Below are 16,693 nucleotides of genomic sequence, written 5' to 3'. Positions count from 1 at the left end.
ACGCTGGAGAAGACAAGGGAAAGGCCAGGGGCTCCGCCCCTGGACCCCGCCGGGGTGGAAAGTCCACCCCGGACCCCGCTTCGCATTGTGGAATGGTCTTCAGGAAAAGGGCGTGGCGCTATCCACCAGCTTCGGAACTGTTGAAACGCCACGAGGGGCTGAGGCTGCGGCCGCCGGAGGTCTGGGGGCCTTCGCCGCAACCAGCCTGGAGACATTGATGGCGGGGTCTGGGGTGACCCTGTCACCCCAACGAGTGTATCCAGAGAGGGCAGCGCCCTCTTTGGCCCCGGCCCGTCACCCCAGCACGCGGTAGATCGTCACGTCCCGCGCGTCGCGGTCTTCCAGTTCCCGCGTCGTTGGCACGGAGAAGCGCGCCACGGCGGCGAGCCCTTCCTTCGGCAGATAGGCGCGGCCGGGGTCGGCGAGCAGCACCTCGGCGCCCTCCTGCGCCATGCGGCGCAGCCAGGGGAAGATATGGCCGGTCATGGGCGCCTCGTAGCAGACATCGCCGGCCAGGATGGTGTCCCAGCGGCAGGGCTGGCCCACCACGTCTCCCTCCGGCGTGGCGACGGAGACGCCGTTGTGGCGGGCGTTCAGGCGGGTGGCGGCCAGGGCCAGGGGGTCGATCTCGGCGGCCTCGGCGCTTTCTGCCCCGGCCAGCATGGCGGCGATGGCGGCGAGGCCGCCGCCGGCGGCGAAGTCCAGCACGCGGCGGCCCGCGACCTGCACGGTGCCGTCCAGCATCAGCCGCGCCAGGGCCTGGCTGCCGGGCCAGGCGAAGGCCCAGAAGGGCGGCTCGATGTTGCGCTCGGCCAGCCAGTCCTCGGTGGCCTGCCAGATGGGGGTGATGGCGGTGGCGAGGAACAGCTCGACCTCCGGCACCAGCGCCGGGCGGGCGGGGGCGGTATGGGCGGCGATGAAGGCTTCCCCGTCCCTCACAGCCGGCCCGCCAGGAAGGCCAGGACCACCAGCAGGCCGGTCTCGCGGTTGCTCTGGAACAGCCGCAGGCAGAGGGCGGGGTCGTGGATGTCCAGCCGCGTCACCTGCCAGGCCAGCATGGCGGCGGGCGCCAGCAGCACCGGCCAGAACCAGGGGCCCATGTCGGCCAGGTAGCCGGCCAGCGCCAGCAGCAGCACCACGCCGCCGTAGCAGACGGCCAGGAAGGGACGCGTCCTTTCGCCGAAATGGCGGGCGGTGGAGCGGATGCCGACCATGATGTCGTCTTCCCGGTCCTGGTGGGCGTAGATGGTGTCGTAGGCCAGGATCCAGAGGAAGGCGGCGGCGTAGAGGGCGATGCCAGGGCCATCCAGCCGGCCGGTGGCGGCGGCATAGCCTTCCAGCGCGGCCCAGGAGAAGGTGAGGCCCAGCACCGCCTGCGGCCAGTCCGTCACGCGCTTGGCGGCGGGGTAGAGCGCCACCGGGACCAGCGACACCACGCCCAGGATGACGCAGAGCCAGTTCAACTGCAGCAAAATGACCAGCCCCAGCAGCAGCAGCACGGCCAGGAAGACCACCGCCTGCTTCACGGATACCGCGCCCGAGGCCAGCGGCCGCCCGGCGGTACGGGAGACCTTCTTGTCCAGCTCCCGGTCCCAGAGGTCGTTCACCACGCAGCCGGCGCCGCGCATGATGGTGGCGCCCAGCACAAACAGCAGCGTCAGCCACAACCCGGTGCCCCAGTCCGGCGCCGCCATGGCGAAGGCCCAGAGCCCCGGCAGCAGCAGCAGCCAGACGCCAATGGGCCGGTCGAGCCGCATCAGCAGCGCATAGGCTTGCCAGGAGGCCGGCAGATGCGCCACCCATCCCCGGGCGCGGATATCGGTGTGCGGAGCCGTGCCTGCCTCTGTTCCCCTGGAGCCGCTCATGTCCATCCCTCGCCTGTATGTCGAAGCCGATCTCGCCGAAGGGGTGGATGTGCCCGCTTTGCCCGGCCAGGGCCACTACCTCGGCCAGGTGATGCGCAAGGGGGAAGGGGATTCTGTTCACCTTTTCAACGGCCGGGATGGGGAATGGCGCGCGCGCATCGGCGCCATCCGCAAGGACCGCGCCACCCTGGTGCCGGAGGAAAGGCTGCGCCCCCAGGCCGCCACGCCCGATATCCGCCTGCTGCTGGCCCCCCTGAAACGGGATGCCATGGAATGGGTGGTGGAAAAGGCCACCGAGCTGGGCGTCGCCTCCATCCACCCGGTGCTGACCACCCGCGGCGTGGTCGGCCGCATCAACCACGAGCGCCTCTCCACCATCGCCCGCGAGGCCGCCGAGCAATGCGAGCGGCTGGACCTGCCGGCCATCGCCCCCGCCCAGGACCTGCACGCGGCGCTGGATGCCTGGGACGGCACGCCGCTTTTCCTCGGCCACGAACGTGGAAAGGCGCCATCCCTGGCCAGCCTGCTGCCCGGCCGGGTGCCCCCGCTCGGGATTCTGGTCGGTCCCGAGGGTGGATTCACGAAGCCGGAGCTTGACGCCATGGGCCGGCGACACTTTGTTTCATCAGCCGCGCTCGGTCCCCGCATCCTGCGGGCGGAGACGGCGGCGGTCGCGGGGCTGGCGGTGCTACAGGCATTGGCCGGTGACTGGACCGTCCCCTCCTGATGCGGCAAACCCCGTTCCCAAGACGGGCTTTTCCGGCCCACGCTCGAACGGATCGCAGGTTTACCCAATGTCCAATCCCGGCGAGGCCGATCTCACGCCGATCACCTCCTTGCGGCAACTCGCCGAATGGTTCGCCAAGGGCTCCAAACCCGCCTCCCAGTGGGGCATCGGCACGGAGCACGAGAAATTCGGCTTCTACCACTCTGACCTCTCCCCCCCGCCCTATGCCCCGGGGGCAGAGCGCGCGGGCGGCATCCGCGCCCTGCTGGAAGGCCTCCAGGCCAAGGGCTGGGAGCCCATCCTGGACAATGGCAACCCCATTGGCCTGACGCGCGGCAAGGCCAGCATCAGCCTGGAGCCAGGCGGGCAGTTCGAACTCTCCGGCGCGCCTCTGGCGGACCTGCATGCCGGCTGGGATGAACTGAAAAACCACCTGGACGAGACGCGGGATGTCGCCGGCCCCCTCGGCATGGGCTTCGCGCCGCTGGGCTTCCACCCGCTGGCCAAGCGGGAGGAGATGCCCTGGATGCCCAAGGGCCGCTACGCCATCATGCGCAACTACATGCCGCGCGTGGGCTCCATGGGCCTCGACATGATGCTGCGCACCTGCACCGTGCAGGTGAACCTCGATTTCGGGGATGAGGCGGACATGGTGGAAAAGCTGCGCGTTTCCCTCGCGCTGCAGCCCATCGCCACCGCCCTTTTCGCCAATTCCCCCTTCGCCGAGGGCAAGCCCAACGGGTTGCGCACCCTTCGCGGCCGCGTCTGGACCGAAACCGACCCCGACCGCACCGGCATCCCCGCCGTGGTTTTCGAGCAGGGCTTCGGCTTCGAGCGCTTCGTGCAGCACGTGCTCGACGTGCCGATGTACTTCATCATGCGCGAGGGCCGCTGGATCGACTGCGCCGGCGCCAGCTTCCGCCGCTTCATGGCGGAGGGCCTGCCCGGCCACCCCGGCGTCGAGGCCACGATGGGCGACTGGGCCGACCACGTCACCACCGTCTTCACCGACGTGCGCCTGAAGCGCTTCCTGGAGATGCGCGGCGCGGACGCCGGCAGCCCCGAGATGCTGCACGCCCTGCCCGCCTTCTGGACCGGCCTGCTCTACAACGACGCCGCCCAGAAGGCCGCGGCCAACCTGGTGCGCGACTGGCCGGTGGCCGAGATCCAGGCCCTGCGCGTGGCCGTGCCGGAACGCGCGCTGGAAACCCCCTTCCGTGGCCGCACCGTGCGGGAGGTTGCGGCCGACGCCGTGGCCATCGCCCGTGACGGTCTCCGCGCACGTGGGCTGGGGGAGGAAGTCTACCTCGCGCCCCTGGAAGAGATCGTGGCCAGCGGCGAGACCCAGGCGGACCGCTGGCTGCGCCTGTGCCGCGAAGAATGGGGCGGCGACGTGTCCCGCATCTTCAAGGCTGCCGCTGCGGCGTGAGGAAGGCTGGGGCGCTGCCCCCGCGAACGTATACGTTCCCGCCCGCCGGGGTGGTGAGACCACCCCGGACCCCGCTTCGAGTTTTTCAATCTTGGCCGCAGCGGCGCCAGCTTTTCAAAGATGGCCACGCGGGCTGGGCTTGTAGTCGCCGGAGGCCCAGGACCTCCGGCGCAACCAACCTGTCGCCTGAAAAACTGATGGCGGGGTCTGGGGTGACACTGTCACCCCAGCGGGTGTGTCCAGAGAGGGCAGCGCCCTCTTTGGCCCCGGCCCGCCGCTTCTTTTACGCCGCCGCGAAAGCCAGTGCCTGCCCCGCTTCCCAGGCCACGGCCGCGACACTGCCCGGCTCCGGCAGGGTTGTGCCGCCCACCGGGCGTTTCGCCAGGATCTCGCCGCCATCGCCCAGCGCCAGCTTCAGGCGGACATGGTCGCCCTGGAAGATGGCCTCGCGCACCATGGCTGGCATGGCGCCTTCGCCCAGTTCGGCGGCGGCGACGCCGGCCACGGCCACGCGCTCCGGCCGGATGGTCACCAGGCAGAGGGCGCCGGGCGCCAGATCGTCGGCGGCGCGGGCCAGCACCTCGGGGCCGCAGTCCAGGGCGATGCGGGCTTCCTCGGCGTCCCGGGTCAGGACCCGGCCGGGCAGGCGGTTGTTCTCGCCCACGAAGCCGGCGACGAAGGCATTGGCCGGGCGGTCGTAGATGGCGCGGGGCGGGGCAAGCTGGCGGATCAGCCCGCCCTCGAAGACCGCGATGCGGTCCGACAGCGTCAGTGCCTCCTGCTGGTCGTGGGTGACGTACATCATTGTCACGCCGAGCCGCTGGTGGATGTCGCGGATCTCGAACTGCATTTCCTCGCGCAGCGCCTTGTCCAGGGCACCGAGGGGCTCGTCCAGCAGCACGATGGGGGGTTCGAAGACCATGGCGCGGGCCAGGGCCACGCGCTGCTGCTGGCCGCCGGAAAGCTGCGCCGGGTGGCGGTCGCCATAGCCGTCCAGCCGCACGGCGGAGAGGGCGCGGGCGACACGGGCGGTGCGGTCCGCCTTGGGCACGCCGCGCACTTCCAGCGGGAAGGCCACGTTCTCGGCCACGCTCATGTGCGGAAACAGGGCATAGGACTGGAACACCACGCCGATGCCGCGCTTGTGCGGCGGCAGGCGGGCGATGTCGCGGCCTTGCAGCATGATGCGGCCTTCGCTCGGCTGCTCGAAGCCGGCCAGCATCATCAGCGTGGTGGTCTTGCCGGAGCCGGAGGGGCCGAGCAGAGTCAGCAATTCCCCGCGCTTCACCTCCAGGTCCAGCTGCTTCACGGCATAGCTGCCGGCAGCATAGGCCTTCCGCACGCCCTCGAACCGCACCAGCGCCTCGGCCATGGCTTCTCCTGCATCCCCGGTATGGGGGAGGAAGCGGTCAGGGCCGGGCACTTGTCAACCGCGCGCGTGGCGCCGAGGCTGGGCGGCAAGCAACCTGGGGATGGAAGATGGAGCTGCTCGCGGAAAGCCTGATCGTGGAACGGCAGGGCGGCATCGCCCGCCTGCGGCTGAACCGCCCGCGCGCGCTGAATGCGCTGGACCCGGCCATGATCCACGGCATCGCCCGCCACCTGGCGGAATGGCGCGAGGACCCGGGCGTGACCGCCGTGCTGGTGGAGGGCGAGGGCGGACGCGCCTTCTGCGCCGGCGGCGACGTGCGCCACGCGCGGGAGATGCTGCTGGGCGGCGACGGCGCGGGGCTGGTGCGCTTCCTGGCCGACGAATACGCCATGAACGGCGATATCGGTGAATTTCCCAAGCCCTGGATCAGCCTGATCGACGGCGTCTGCATGGGCGGCGGCGTCGGCGTCTCGGTGCATGGCAGCCACCGGGTGGTGACGGAGGCCGCCGTGCTGGCCATGCCGGAGACCACCATCGGCCTCTTTCCCGATATCGGCGCCAGCTACGTGCTCTCCCGCATGCCGGGGGCGCTGGGCTTCTGGCTCGGCCTGACGGGCGCGCGGATGCGGGGGGCGGAGGCGGTGGAATGCGGCTTCGCCACCCATTTCGTGCCGCGCGACGACCTGCCGGCACTGCGGGAGGCACTGCTGGGCGGCGACCTTGCCGCCATCGACCGCATGGCGCGGCCCGTGCCGCCGGGCACGGTGGCGGCGCGGCGGGCGGAGGTGGACCGCTGCTTCGGCGCCGGCTCCGTCCCCGCCATCGTCGCGGCGCTGGAGGCCGAGGGCACCGAATGGGCGGCCGAGCAACTGGCGGTGCTGCGCCGCGTCTCCCCCACCAGCCTGTTCGTGACGCATGAGATGCTGAGGCGCGCCCGCCACCTGGACCTGCGCGGCTGCCTGGCCATGGACGTGGCGCTGGTGCGGACCATCACCCCCTACCCCGACTTCGCCGAGGGCGTGCGCGCCCTGCTGGTGGACAAGGACAACACCCCCCGCTGGACCCCCGCCCGCATCGAGGATGTGGAGCCCGCGCGGGTCGAGGCCTTCTTCGCGTGACCCCCGCCGGGGCCACCGCCGCCCTCTGGCACCGCGCCGGGCTGCCGGCGGAGGCCCTGGGCTGGCTGCAACTGACGGGGGCGGAGCCCGCCCTGCCCTCCTCCTTCGCCGTGGGCACGGCGGCGCAGGCCAGCATCGCCGCCACGGCCCTGGCCGCCGCCAGCCTGCACCGCCAGCGCGGCGGCCCGCCGCAGCGCGTGGCGGTGGAGATGCGCCACGCGGCGGCCGAGTTCCGCTCCGAACGCCTCTTCCGCGTCGATGGGCGGGAAGCGCCGGAGCTGTGGGACGCCATCGCCGGCCTCTACCCCACGGCCGACGGCTGGGTGCGGCTGCACACCAATTTCCCGCACCACCGCGACGGCGCGCTGCGCCTGCTGGGCGTGGAGAACGACCGCGCCGCCGTGGCCCGCGCCCTGCTGGGCTGGCAGGCCCGGGCCTTCGAGGATGCCGCCGCCGAAGCCGGCCTCTGCGCCGCCGCCCTGCGTTCCTTCGCGGAATGGGATGCCTCGCCCCAGGGGCAGGCGGTGGCGGATCGGCCGGTCTCCATCACCCGCATCGGCGATGCCCCGCCCCAGCCCCTGCCCGCCGCCGCCCGGCCGCTGCAAGGGCTGCGGGTGCTGGAGATGACGCGCATCATCGCCGGCCCCGTGGCCGGGCGGGCGCTGGCCGCCCATGGCGCCGATGTGCTGCTGGTCACCGCCCCGCACCTGCCCGCCGTGGCGCCGCTGGTGATCGATACCGGGCGCGGCAAGCGCTCCGCCCAACTGGACCTGCGCCAGCCCGAGGGCCATGCCCAACTGGAAGCCCTGGCGCGGGAGGCCGATGTCTTCCTGCAATCCTACCGCCCCGGCGCCCTGGCGGCGCATGGCTTCGGGCCGGAGCGGCTGGCCGCCCTGCGCCCCGGCATCGTCCATGCCAGCCTCTCGGCCTATGGCTGGGACGGCCCCTGGCAGGGCCGGCGCGGCTTCGATTCCCTGGTGCAAACCGCCAGCGGCTTCAACCGCGCCGAAGCCGAGGCCGCCGGCGACAGCAAGCCCCGCCCCCTGCCCGCCCAGGCGCTGGACCATGCCTCGGGCTACCTGCTTGCCTTCGGCATCCTGGCGGCGCTGCACCGGCGGGCGGCGGAAGGCGGCTCCTGGCAGGTGCGCGTCTCCCTCGCCGCCACGGGCCGCTGGCTGCGCGGGCTGGGGCGGCTGGAACAGGGCTTCTCAGCGCCGGACCCGAAGCGGGAAGATCTGCTGGACCTGCTGGAAGAAACCGATTCCGGCTTTGGGCGCCTCAGCGCCGTGCGGCACGCGGCGCGGCTGGAAGCAACGCCAGCCTTCTTCGCACGGCCCTCCGTGCCGCTGGGGACCGATGCGGCGCAGTGGTGAGAAGGCCGGGGGAATGAATTCCCCCGATCCCCCCTTCTTTTTTCTTCGAGTCTGGGTTCGGGCTCAGACGAGCGTCGGGGTCGCCGTGGTGTTTTCAAAAAGGCGCGCAAGCTGAGGCCGCAGTCGCCGGATGGCCAGGCCCTCCGGCGCACCGGAAAACTCGAAAAAGAAAAGAAGGATCAAACGTATACGTTTGATGGGGAATTCATTCCCCAGCCTTCTTCAGGACGCTGAAGGCGGCCGCCGCCCGACCTGCACCGCGATTTCCTGCTGCCGCCCGTCGCGGATCAGCGTCAGGCGCACCGTCTGGCCCGGCGGCGTGCCGGCGACGTTGCGGATCAGGGTGCGGGAGCCTTCCATCCGCTCCCCGTTCAGCGCCACCAGGATATCGCCCTGGCGCAGCCCGGCGCGGGCGCCGGGGCTGCCGCGTTCCACGGCCTGGACCTGGGCGCCGCGCCGGCCGCCGGGCTCGTTGCCGAAGTCCTGCACGGCGATGCCGAGCCAGCCGCGTTCCACCCGCCCGTCGCGGCGCAGCTGCTCGATCACGCCCTTCGCCAGATCGGAAGGCGTGGCGAAGCCGATGCCGGCGGAGGCATTGGTGGGGGAGAAGATGGCGGTGTTGATGCCGATCACCTCGCCCGCCGCGTTGAACAGCGGGCCACCGGAATTGCCGGGGTTGATGGCGGCATCGGTCTGGATGAAGTCGTCGAAGGGCCCGGCGCCGATCTCGCGCCCGCGGGCGGAGACGATGCCGGAGGTGACGGTGCCGCCCAGGCCAAAGGGGTTGCCGCAGGCCAGCACCCATTGGCCAACGCGCGTGCCGGCGCTGCTGCCCCAGGGAACGGAAGGCAGGCTGGTCTTGGCCTCCACCCGCAGCAGGGCGAGGTCGGTCAGCTCATCGGTGCCGACCACGCGGGCCGGCAGCTCGGTGCCATCCTGCAGGGAGACGACGACGCGGGAGGCATTGCCCACCACGTGGTTGTTGGTGACGATGTAGCCGGCGGGGTCGATGATGAAGCCCGAGCCCGCGCCCTGCACCTGCTGGCGGCCGCGCCGTTCCCGGAAATAACGCTCGAAGGGCGTGCCGCGCAGCTCGGGCGGCACCTGGGTGGTGGTCTGCTCGCTCAGCACCGCGATATTCACCACCGCCGGCATCACGCGCTCCGCCAGGTCGGCGAAGTCGGGCAGGAGGCCGCGCTGCGCCTGGGCGGGGACGGAAGAGGCGCAGGAGATCAGCGGCAGGGCGGCGCTGGCGGCCAGCCCGGCGAGGATGAAGCGGCGTGAAGCCATAGGGGCGCGGGAGGGAATCGGCGGCATGGCGGGGGACATCCTGGCGATAGCACTGAACTGTGGCGTCGGACCGTGGCAGCCGCAACGGGACGATTCCACCGTCAGTGGCCTCTACATGGGGCGGGATGGGTCTTCCGGCCAGTCGTGCTTGGGATAGCGCCCGCGCATATCCTTGCGGACATCGGCCCAGGCGCCGCGCCAGAAGCCCGGCAGGTCGGCGGTGACGGCGACGGGCCGCCCGGCGGGGGAAAGCAGCGCCACCTGCAAGGGGATACGCCCCTGCGCCAGCGGCGGCAACGTGGCCATGCCGAACAGCCACTGGGCGCGGGCTTCCAGGCGCGGCACCTCCCCCGAATAGTCGATGGCGGCGGAGCGGCCCTTCGGCAGGTCCACACGCACCGGCAGGGCGGCATCCAGCGCGCGCTGCTGGGCGTGCGGCACCAGGGCGCGCAGGATGCCCGTGGCGTCCAGGCCCTTCAGTTCCGAAAGCCTGGTCAGGCCGGAAAGCCAGGGGGCCAGCCATTCGGTGGCGGTGGCGGTCAAGGCGGCGTCGGAGACATCCGGCCATTCCTCCGGCGCCAGCCTGTGCATCCAGTCGAGGCGGGCGCGGGTCTGGCTGGCGGCATCGGTCCAGTTCAGGTCGCGGAAGCCGCGGCTGGCGGCGGCCTTCGCCAGTTCGGCGGCCACGGCGGCGGGGTCGGCATGGGGGATGGTGGCTTCCTCCAGCACCAGCGGGCCGAAGCGCAGGCGGCGGCGGGCCACCACGGCGCCGGCGCGGGGGTCGAAGGCGGCGCCTTCCTCCCGCACCAGGCGCTCGGGGAAGCGGGATTCCAGCACGGCGCGGTCCAGCGGCGCGGCCATGCGGATGCGGGCCTCGGTGCCCGCCAGCTCCAGGTCCGCCACCGCCAGCAGCGGGGATTTGCCGAGCTTGTCGGTCGCCGGCAGCCGCGCGCCCTGGCCGGAGGCCATGCGGAAGGCGCCATCCATGGTGCCGCGCTTGGCGGCGATGCGGTCGGGGAAGCCGGCGGCCAGCAGCAGGCCGGGGTCGCCCGCCGCCTCGGTGCCGCCGGGCACGCCCAGGCGGCGGCGGTGCAGCGTCACGGCGCGGCGGATGCGGCCCAGCGCGGCGCGGTCGGCATTGGGGTCGTCGGCGCCATGCAGCAGATCCAGGCGCAGGTGGATGTCGGACGGCGCCTCGCGGCCCCGGATGGGGTCGCGTTCCTCCAGCAGCGCGGCGAGTTCAGCGGCCAGGGCGGCTTCCTCGGCGCTTTCCGCCGCCGTCATCATGCGGGCGAGGCGGGGATGCGTGCCGAGGCGCGCCATGCGCCGTCCGGTGGCGGTGACGCGGCCTTCGGCATCCAGCGCGTCGAGGTCTCGCAGCAGGGCGCGGGCGGCGGCCAGGGCGCCGGCCGGTGGCGGGTCCAGGAAGGGCAGCGTGGCGGGCTCGGCGCCCCAGGCGGCGCAGTCGAGCGCGAGGCCGGAGAGTTCGCTTTCCAGGATCTCCGGCCGGTCAGAGATCGGCAGGCCACGGTGCAGCGCCTCGGTCCAGAGGCGGATGGCAACGCCGGATTCCGTGCGGCCGGCGCGGCCGGCGCGCTGCTCGGCGGCGGCGCGGGAGATGCGCAGCGTGGCGAGGCGGGACAGGCCCGTGGCGGGGTCGAGCCTCGGCGCGCGGCGGAAGCCGCCATCCACCACGATCCGCACCCCCGGCACGGTCAGCGAGGTTTCGGCGATGGAGGTGGCCAGCACCACCTTGCGGCGGGGGCCGGGGTTCAGCGCCTTGTCCTGCTCGGCCGGCGGCATCTCGCCATGCAGGGGCAGCACATCGGCGTCGATGCCGCCCAGGCGGTCGGCGGTGCGGCGGATCTCGCCCCAGCCGGGCAGGAAGGCCAGCACGTCGCCGGGATGCGCCCGCAGCGCCTCGCGGATGGCGCTGGCCATGGCTTCCGGCAGTTCGCGCGCATCCTTCAGCTCCCGCTGCCGGTATTGCACCGCCACGGGAAAGGCACGGCCAAGGCTTTCCACCACCGGCGCATCGCCCAGCAGGGTCGAAAAACCCTCGGCCTCCAGCGTCGCGGACATGGCCAGCAGGCGCAGTTCCGGCCGCAGCGCGCGTTGCAGGTCCAGGCAGAAGGCCAGCGCCAGGTCGGTGTCGAGGTTGCGCTCATGCGCCTCGTCGAACAGCACCGCCGCCACGCCATCCAACCCAGGGTCGGATTGCAGGCGGCGGACCAACAGGCCCTCGGTGATGACTTCGATGCGCGTGGCCGCCGAGGTGGCGCGTTCCAGCCGCGTCACCAGGCCCACGGTATTGCCGACCTCCTCGCCCAGCAGGCTGGCCATGCGGCGGGCGGCGGCGCGGGCGGCAACGCGGCGGGGTTCCAGCACCAGGATCTTCTGCCCCGCCGCCCAGGGCTCGTCGCGCAGCACCAGGGGCACCAGCGTCGTCTTGCCGGCGCCGGGCGGCGCCACCAGCACGGCATTGGAACCGACGCGCAGCGCTTCCGCCAGGCGCGGCAGGGCCTCGGTGACGGGCAGTTCGGGCAGCAGGGCGATGGACATGGCGCCACCCTCTACAGCAGCACGGCTTGCGGCGCAGCCTGGTTCCTGATCTGTTCACCACAACAGGAGGAACCGCCATGAGCCAGACTGAACAAGTGGCCCGCTTCCGCGCGCTGCATGCCCGCCCCGGCGCCTTTGTTATTCCCAACCCTTGGGATGCCGGCAGCGCCCGCATCCTGGCGGCGCTGGGCTTCGAGGCCCTGGCTACCACCAGCGCCGGCCTCGCCTTCTCGCTGGGGCGGCCGGATGGCCGGGGGGCGGTGAGCCGGGAGGAAACCCTGGCCAATGCCGCAGCCATCGTCGCCGCCACCTCCCTGCCCGTCTCGGCCGACCTGGAGAACGGCTTCGGCCATGCGCCGGAGGATTGCGCCGAAACCATCCGCGCCGCCGCCAGGGTGGGCCTCGTCGGCGGCTCCATCGAGGATGCGACGGGCGAAGCCGACCGCCCCCTCTACGACTTCAACCAAGCCGTGGAACGCGTGGCCGCCGCCGCCGAGGCCGCGCGCGCCCTGCCCTTCATGCTGACCGCCCGCGCCGAGAATTACCTGCACGGGCGCCCGGACTTGGACGACACCATCCGCCGCCTGCAGGCTTTTTCGAAGGCGGGCGCGGAGGTGCTCTATGCCCCCGGCCTGACGCGGCTGGAGGATATCCGCACCCTCTGCGCCGCCGTGGACAGGCCGGTGAATGTGGTGATGGGCCTGGCCGGGCGCCCCTTCACCGTGGCGGAACTGGCGGAAGCGGGCGTGAAGCGCATCAGCCTGGGCGGCTCCCTGGCACGGGCGGCGCTGGGCGCCCTGGCCCGCGCGGGTCGGGAGGTGCTGGCGGAAGGCCATTTCGGCTATGCCGCCCAGGCCATGACGGGCGCGGAGGCGCAAGCCTTCATGACACCGCGCGGCTGACCCGCGCCCGGAGGCTTTGGCCCAGGCGGTCCTGCCGTGGCATGAGACGATTCGTCACGCGGAACCCCCTTGGCCTCTGGCCACCGGAAAAGGCTTCTATTCGCCATGTCGCGCCCGATCCTCCTCACCGCCGCCCTGATGGCCCTGGCCACCCCCGCCCTGGCGGGGGAAAGCGAGGCTGTGCGGTCGGAGCGCACCACCATGACCCTGGCGGCCGAGGTGGCTTCCGTGGCGCCGGGGCAGCCCTTCCGCATCGGGCTGCGGCAGCGCCTGGCGCCGGGCTGGCATACCTATTGGCAGAACCCCGGCGATGCCGGCCTGCCGCCCGATGTCACCCTCACCCTGCCGGACGGCGCCAGCGCCGGGCCGATCCAATGGCCGGCGCCGCACCGCATCCCCTTCGGCCCGCTGGTGAACTTCGGCTACGAGAATGCCACCCTGCTGCCGCAGGAAGTGACGCCGCCGGTCTCCCTCACCCCCGGCCAGAGCTTCACCATCCAGGCCGAGGCGAGCTGGCTGGTTTGCGAGCAGGTCTGCATCCCCGAGGAAGGCCGCTTCACCCTCACCCTGCCGGTGGAAGCCGCAGCGCGGCCCGATGCCGCCATGGCGCCGCTGTTCCAGCAGGCCGAGGCCCAATTGCCCCGCCCTTCCCCCTGGGAAGCCAGCATCGGCTTCGAGGGCAAGGAAGGCGCGCTGCTGCTGCGGGGCCAGGACCTGTCGCCGCAATCGGTGAAGGAGGCCTTCTTCTTCCCCGCTGAGGCGGGCGTGCTGGACCATGCCGGCCCGCAGCCGCTGCGGGTGACGGAAGGCGCGCTACGGCTCGGCCTGCCGCGCGGCATGATGGAACTGCCGACGCAGGTGGCGGGCGTAGTGGCCATCACGGATGGCGCGGGGGTGCGCAGCGCTTATAGCCTTTCCGCCGCCCCTGGCCCGCTGCCGGCGCTGCCCGGCGGCGGGGGCGGGCTGCCGCTGGGGCAGGCGCTGCTCTGGGCGGCGCTGGGCGGGCTGATCCTGAACCTGATGCCCTGCGTCTTTCCCATCCTGGCCATGAAGGCGCTGGGCATCGCGCGGCTGTCCGGCGCCGCCCGCGCCACGGTGCGGGCGCATGGGGCGAGCTACACGGCCGGCGTCGTGCTCTCCTTCCTGCTGCTGGGCGGCTTGCTGCTGGGGCTGCGGCTGGCGGGGCAGACGGCGGGCTGGGGCTTCCAGTTCACCTCCCCGGTGTTCGTGGCCCTGACCGGCTGGCTGATGCTGGCGGTGGGGCTGAACCTTTCGGGCGTGTTCAACATCGGCGGGCCGGTGGGCGCGGGCGGCGCGCTGGCGGCGCGTGGCGGGCATGGCGGCAGCTTCGCCACCGGGGCGCTGGCGGTGCTGGTGGCCACCCCCTGCACCGCGCCCTTCATGGCCGCCGCCATCGGCGCCGCCATGGCGCTGCCGCCGGCCGGCACGCTGGCGGTGTTTGGCGCCATGGGCCTCGGCATGGCCGCGCCCTATGCGCTGCTGGCCCTGGCGCCGGGTCTGACGCGGCTCTTGCCCAAGCCCGGCGCCTGGATGGACCGGCTGAAGCAGGCGCTGGCCTTCCCGATGTATGGCGCCGCGCTCTGGCTGCTCTGGGTGCTGGCGCAGCTCACCGGGCCGGAGGGGCTGGCGGCGGCCATGGCAGGCGGGCTGCTGGTCGGCTTCGGCGCCTGGGCGCTGGGCACGGCGCAGGGCGCGCGCGGGCGCTGGCGACTGGCCGGGCGCGGCGGTGCCGCCCTGGCGCTGCTGCTGGCGGCGCTGCTGCTGCCGCGCCTGCACGCGGCCCCTGCCCCCGCCGCCACGGCCGCCGAGGCCGGTGCCGAGCCCTGGTCCGCCGCCCGCGTCGCCGCCGCGCAGGCAGAAGGCCGCCCGGTCTTCGTCAATCTCACCGCCGCCTGGTGCATCACCTGCAAGGTGAATGAGCGCGTGGCGCTGGACAGCACGGCGGTGCGGGAAGCCTTCGCCACCCGCCGCGTCGCCTATCTGACCGGCGACTGGACGCGCGGCGGCGCCGAGATCGCCGCCCTGCTGCGTGCCCATGGGCGGGAGGGCGTGCCGCTGTATCTGGTCTATCCCGCCGGCGGTGGCGCCCCGGCCGTGCTGCCGCAGATCCTGACGGAATCCATCGTGCTGCGCGCCCTGGAAGCGCAGGCTGCCGGCTGACCCCTTCTCCGTTTCCGCCCATTGATGGCGGGGTCCGGGGTGACCCTGTCACCCCGGCGGGGGTTCCAGGGGGCGGCGCCCCCTGGCCTTCCGGCCGCCCCCTGCCCGTGGCAAACTGCCCCGCATCATGAAAACGCCTTCGGGCCGAACGCCCGCGCGCCCGCGTCGCGACATCCCCGCCGGCCCCGCCCCCGATGCCGCCCGCCTGCGGGAGGCCGCGCTGGCGCATCTGGCCCGCTTCGGCACCACCGAGGCCGGGTTGCGCCGCGTGCTGCAACGCCGGGTGGACCGCTGGGCCCGCCGCGCCGAGGGGGAAGGCCAGTTGGCCGAGACCATCGCCCCCGCCGCCGCACAAGCCAAGCAGGCCGCCGCAGAAGTCGCCCAGGCCCTGGCCAAGGCCGGCGCGGTGGATGACGAGGCCTTCGCCGCCGCCCGCGCCCGCCGGCTGAACCAGGCCGGCCGGTCCCGCCGCGCCATTGCCGCGCATCTGGCGGTGAAGGGCGTGCCCGCCGCCACCGCCGCCGGGCTGCTGGAAGAAACGGATGAACTGGCCGCCGCCCTGGGCCACCTGCGCCGCCGCCGCGCCGGCCCCTTCGCCGTGGAGCAGCCGCCCTCGCCCGAGGCGCGGCTGAAGGCGCTGGGCGCCCTGGCCCGCGCCGGCTTCCCCCGCGACCTGGCCGAGCGCGCCCTGGACATGGACCCCGAGGACGCCACCGACCGCCTCTTGGCCTCCCGCCGTGGCTGAGGGCATGACCCTGGCCGGGCTGCGCCTCGGCATGCGCGCCGCGGTGCCGCTGATGATCGGTCTGACCCCCTTCGGGCTGGTGGTGGGAATCGTCTCCCAGAGCAAGGGCCTGAGCCTGGCGGAGACGCTGCTGATGTCCGGCGTGGTCTATGCCGGCACGGCGCAGCTTCTGGCGATGGAACTCTGGGCCGACCCGGCGCCGCTGCTGGCCGCCTGCCTCGCCGCCTTCGCCGTGAATGTCCGCATGCTGCCGATGGGCGCCGCCCTGGCGCCGCTGCTGGACCGCGTGCGCGGCTGGCGCCTATGGCTGACGCTGGGCACCATCGTGGACCATTCCTTCGCGCTGGGCGTGGCCAATATGCGTTCCGGCGGGCGCGACCCCGGCTTCCTGCTGGGCATCGGCCTGACGCTGTGGGTCACCTGGATGATCTTCGCGGCGCTGGGCCATGTGCTGAGCGGCGCGATCCGCCTGCCGCCGGGGCACCCGATCTTCTTCGCCGCCACCGCCACCTTCGTGGCGCTGCTGGTCTCGCTGTGGCGCGGCAAGGGGGAACTCTGGCCATGGGTGCTGGCCGCCGGGCTGGCATTGGGCGCGGCCCGGCTGGGCCTGCCGCAGCCGGTGCCGCTGCTGAGCGGCGCGCTGGGCGGCGCCGCCCTGGCTGCCTGGCTGGAAGGGCGCCGCAACTGATGCTGCGCATGGACGTGCTGCTGGCCATCCTGGGGATGGCGGCGGTGACCTTTCTCTGCCGCGCCGGCGGCTATGCCGTGCTGCGCGTGGTGCGCCCACCGCCCTTCGTGGAGGCGATGATGCGCAACATCCCCGGCCCGCTCTTCGCGGCCTATGTGGCGCTGGCACTCTCCCGCATGGATTACGCCGCCTGGCTCTCGGCGCTGCCGGTGGCGCTGGTGCAGTGGCGGACGCGCAACCTGGTGCTGTCGATTCTGGCCGGGGTGGGAACGCTGGCGGCACTGCGGTACGGGCTGGAATGACGCAGGCCAGGGGGCGCCGCCCCCTGGAACCCCCGCCGGGGTGACCGTGTCACCCCGGACCCCGCCATCTGTTTTTAGTGACGGTGGTTCCGCCTAGGGTCCATGACCCTCGGCGACTGAGGGTTCAGCCCGCATGGCT

At 72.9% G+C, this 16,693-nt stretch carries 14 protein-coding genes; 9 read left to right on the top strand and 5 right to left on the bottom strand.

From position 1 onward, the window contains the following. Window positions 1-294 precede the first annotated feature (294 nt). Together EBE87_RS02355 and ubiA are read right to left on the bottom strand one after the other, a co-directional pair. Window positions 295-939, bottom strand: a complete 645-nt coding sequence (locus tag EBE87_RS02355; protein WP_120640759.1) for a class I SAM-dependent methyltransferase — start codon at window positions 937-939, stop codon at window positions 295-297. Then, complete coding sequence (gene ubiA / locus EBE87_RS02350) at window positions 936-1,871, bottom strand: 4-hydroxybenzoate octaprenyltransferase (RefSeq protein WP_120640758.1); 936 nt, start codon at window positions 1,869-1,871, stop codon at window positions 936-938. Before ubiA ends, EBE87_RS02355 begins: the two co-directional genes overlap by 4 nt. On the opposite strand from ubiA, the gene EBE87_RS02345 reads away from it, so the two are divergent. Beyond that, window positions 1,864-2,592, top strand: coding sequence for a 16S rRNA (uracil(1498)-N(3))-methyltransferase (locus tag EBE87_RS02345; RefSeq protein WP_120640757.1), 729 nt, complete (start codon window positions 1,864-1,866; stop codon window positions 2,590-2,592). The two genes, ubiA and EBE87_RS02345, sit on opposite strands and share 8 nt — an antisense overlap. Window positions 2,593-2,659: 67 nt before the next feature. Next, window positions 2,660-4,021, top strand: coding sequence for a glutamate--cysteine ligase (locus EBE87_RS02340; protein ID WP_120640756.1), 1,362 nt, complete (start codon window positions 2,660-2,662; stop codon window positions 4,019-4,021). 283 nt (window positions 4,022-4,304) lie between these two features. On the opposite strand, the gene EBE87_RS02335 is transcribed toward EBE87_RS02340, so the two are convergent. Beyond that, complete coding sequence (locus EBE87_RS02335; RefSeq protein WP_120640755.1) at window positions 4,305-5,393, bottom strand: ABC transporter ATP-binding protein; 1,089 nt, start codon at window positions 5,391-5,393, stop codon at window positions 4,305-4,307. A gap of 107 nt (window positions 5,394-5,500) precedes the next feature. On the opposite strand from EBE87_RS02335, the gene EBE87_RS02330 reads away from it, so the two are divergent. After that, window positions 5,501-6,511: an enoyl-CoA hydratase/isomerase family protein gene (locus EBE87_RS02330; protein ID WP_120640754.1), complete on the top strand. Its 1,011-nt coding sequence runs from the start codon at window positions 5,501-5,503 to the stop codon at window positions 6,509-6,511. Then, window positions 6,508-7,884: a CoA transferase gene (locus EBE87_RS02325; protein WP_122139853.1), complete on the top strand. Its 1,377-nt coding sequence runs from the start codon at window positions 6,508-6,510 to the stop codon at window positions 7,882-7,884. Before EBE87_RS02330 ends, EBE87_RS02325 begins: the two co-directional genes overlap by 4 nt. Window positions 7,885-8,106: 222 nt before the next feature. Here the strand turns inward: EBE87_RS02325 and EBE87_RS02320 are convergent, their stop codons facing one another. Together EBE87_RS02320 and hrpB are read right to left on the bottom strand one after the other, a co-directional pair. After that, window positions 8,107-9,201, bottom strand: coding sequence for a S1C family serine protease (locus tag EBE87_RS02320; RefSeq protein WP_120641091.1), 1,095 nt, complete (start codon window positions 9,199-9,201; stop codon window positions 8,107-8,109). Between the two features lie 84 nt (window positions 9,202-9,285). Then, window positions 9,286-11,736, bottom strand: a complete 2,451-nt coding sequence (gene hrpB, locus EBE87_RS02315; RefSeq protein ID WP_122139852.1) for an ATP-dependent helicase HrpB — start codon at window positions 11,734-11,736, stop codon at window positions 9,286-9,288. Between the two features lie 77 nt (window positions 11,737-11,813). Here hrpB and EBE87_RS02310 point away from each other — a divergent pair, with 77 nt between their 5' ends. The 5 genes from EBE87_RS02310 to EBE87_RS02290 all read left to right on the top strand — a co-directional run bounded on the left by EBE87_RS02310 (window position 11,814) and on the right by EBE87_RS02290 (window position 16,554). Then, window positions 11,814-12,638 (top strand): isocitrate lyase/PEP mutase family protein, encoded by an 825-nt coding sequence (locus EBE87_RS02310; RefSeq protein WP_120641031.1) that lies wholly within the window; start codon window positions 11,814-11,816, stop codon window positions 12,636-12,638. Between the two features lie 105 nt (window positions 12,639-12,743). Beyond that, entirely contained in the window at window positions 12,744-14,819 is a 2,076-nt protein-coding gene (locus EBE87_RS02305; protein ID WP_233560009.1) for a protein-disulfide reductase DsbD family protein, read from the top strand. 127 nt (window positions 14,820-14,946) lie between these two features. Then, complete coding sequence (locus EBE87_RS02300) at window positions 14,947-15,564, top strand: RecX family transcriptional regulator (RefSeq protein ID WP_122139851.1); 618 nt, start codon at window positions 14,947-14,949, stop codon at window positions 15,562-15,564. Window positions 15,565-15,568: 4 nt separating this feature from the next. Beyond that, the gene (locus tag EBE87_RS02295; RefSeq protein ID WP_120641206.1) at window positions 15,569-16,252 is read left to right on the top strand and encodes an AzlC family ABC transporter permease; all 684 of its coding nucleotides are present in this window, start codon (window positions 15,569-15,571) and stop codon (window positions 16,250-16,252) included. Then, window positions 16,252-16,554 carry an AzlD family protein gene (locus tag EBE87_RS02290; protein WP_120641205.1) on the top strand — a complete coding sequence of 101 codons (303 nt, stop codon included), beginning with the start codon at window positions 16,252-16,254 and terminating at the stop codon, window positions 16,552-16,554. Before EBE87_RS02295 ends, EBE87_RS02290 begins: the two co-directional genes overlap by 1 nt. Window positions 16,555-16,693 lie beyond the last annotated feature (139 nt).

Source organism: Teichococcus wenyumeiae, assembly GCF_003696345.1.
In the GTDB taxonomy this organism is placed as follows: domain Bacteria; phylum Pseudomonadota; class Alphaproteobacteria; order Acetobacterales; family Acetobacteraceae; genus Pseudoroseomonas; species Pseudoroseomonas wenyumeiae.
Note: the sequence above shows the minus strand (reverse complement) of the source record. Positions and strands in the feature narration are given on the sequence as shown.

What these genes read in the sequence shown, in the direction of transcription:
- EBE87_RS02310 (WP_120641031.1), top strand. Translation starts at nt 11,814, where the DNA reads ATGAGCCAGACTGAACAAGTGGCCCGCTTCCGCGCGCTGCATGCCCGC.
- EBE87_RS02305 (WP_233560009.1), top strand. Translation starts at nt 12,744, where the DNA reads ATGTCGCGCCCGATCCTCCTCACCGCCGCCCTGATGGCCCTGGCCACC.
- EBE87_RS02290 (WP_120641205.1), top strand. Translation starts at nt 16,252, where the DNA reads ATGCTGCGCATGGACGTGCTGCTGGCCATCCTGGGGATGGCGGCGGTG.
- ubiA (WP_120640758.1), bottom strand. Translation starts at nt 1,871, where the DNA reads ATGGACATGAGCGGCTCCAGGGGAACAGAGGCAGGCACGGCTCCGCAC.
- EBE87_RS02340 (WP_120640756.1), top strand. Translation starts at nt 2,660, where the DNA reads ATGTCCAATCCCGGCGAGGCCGATCTCACGCCGATCACCTCCTTGCGG.
- EBE87_RS02300 (WP_122139851.1), top strand. Translation starts at nt 14,947, where the DNA reads ATGAAAACGCCTTCGGGCCGAACGCCCGCGCGCCCGCGTCGCGACATC.
- EBE87_RS02320 (WP_120641091.1), bottom strand. Translation starts at nt 9,201, where the DNA reads ATGCCGCCGATTCCCTCCCGCGCCCCTATGGCTTCACGCCGCTTCATC.
- EBE87_RS02345 (WP_120640757.1), top strand. Translation starts at nt 1,864, where the DNA reads ATGTCCATCCCTCGCCTGTATGTCGAAGCCGATCTCGCCGAAGGGGTG.
- EBE87_RS02330 (WP_120640754.1), top strand. Translation starts at nt 5,501, where the DNA reads ATGGAGCTGCTCGCGGAAAGCCTGATCGTGGAACGGCAGGGCGGCATC.
- hrpB (WP_122139852.1), bottom strand. Translation starts at nt 11,736, where the DNA reads ATGTCCATCGCCCTGCTGCCCGAACTGCCCGTCACCGAGGCCCTGCCG.
- EBE87_RS02295 (WP_120641206.1), top strand. Translation starts at nt 15,569, where the DNA reads ATGACCCTGGCCGGGCTGCGCCTCGGCATGCGCGCCGCGGTGCCGCTG.
- EBE87_RS02335 (WP_120640755.1), bottom strand. Translation starts at nt 5,393, where the DNA reads ATGGCCGAGGCGCTGGTGCGGTTCGAGGGCGTGCGGAAGGCCTATGCT.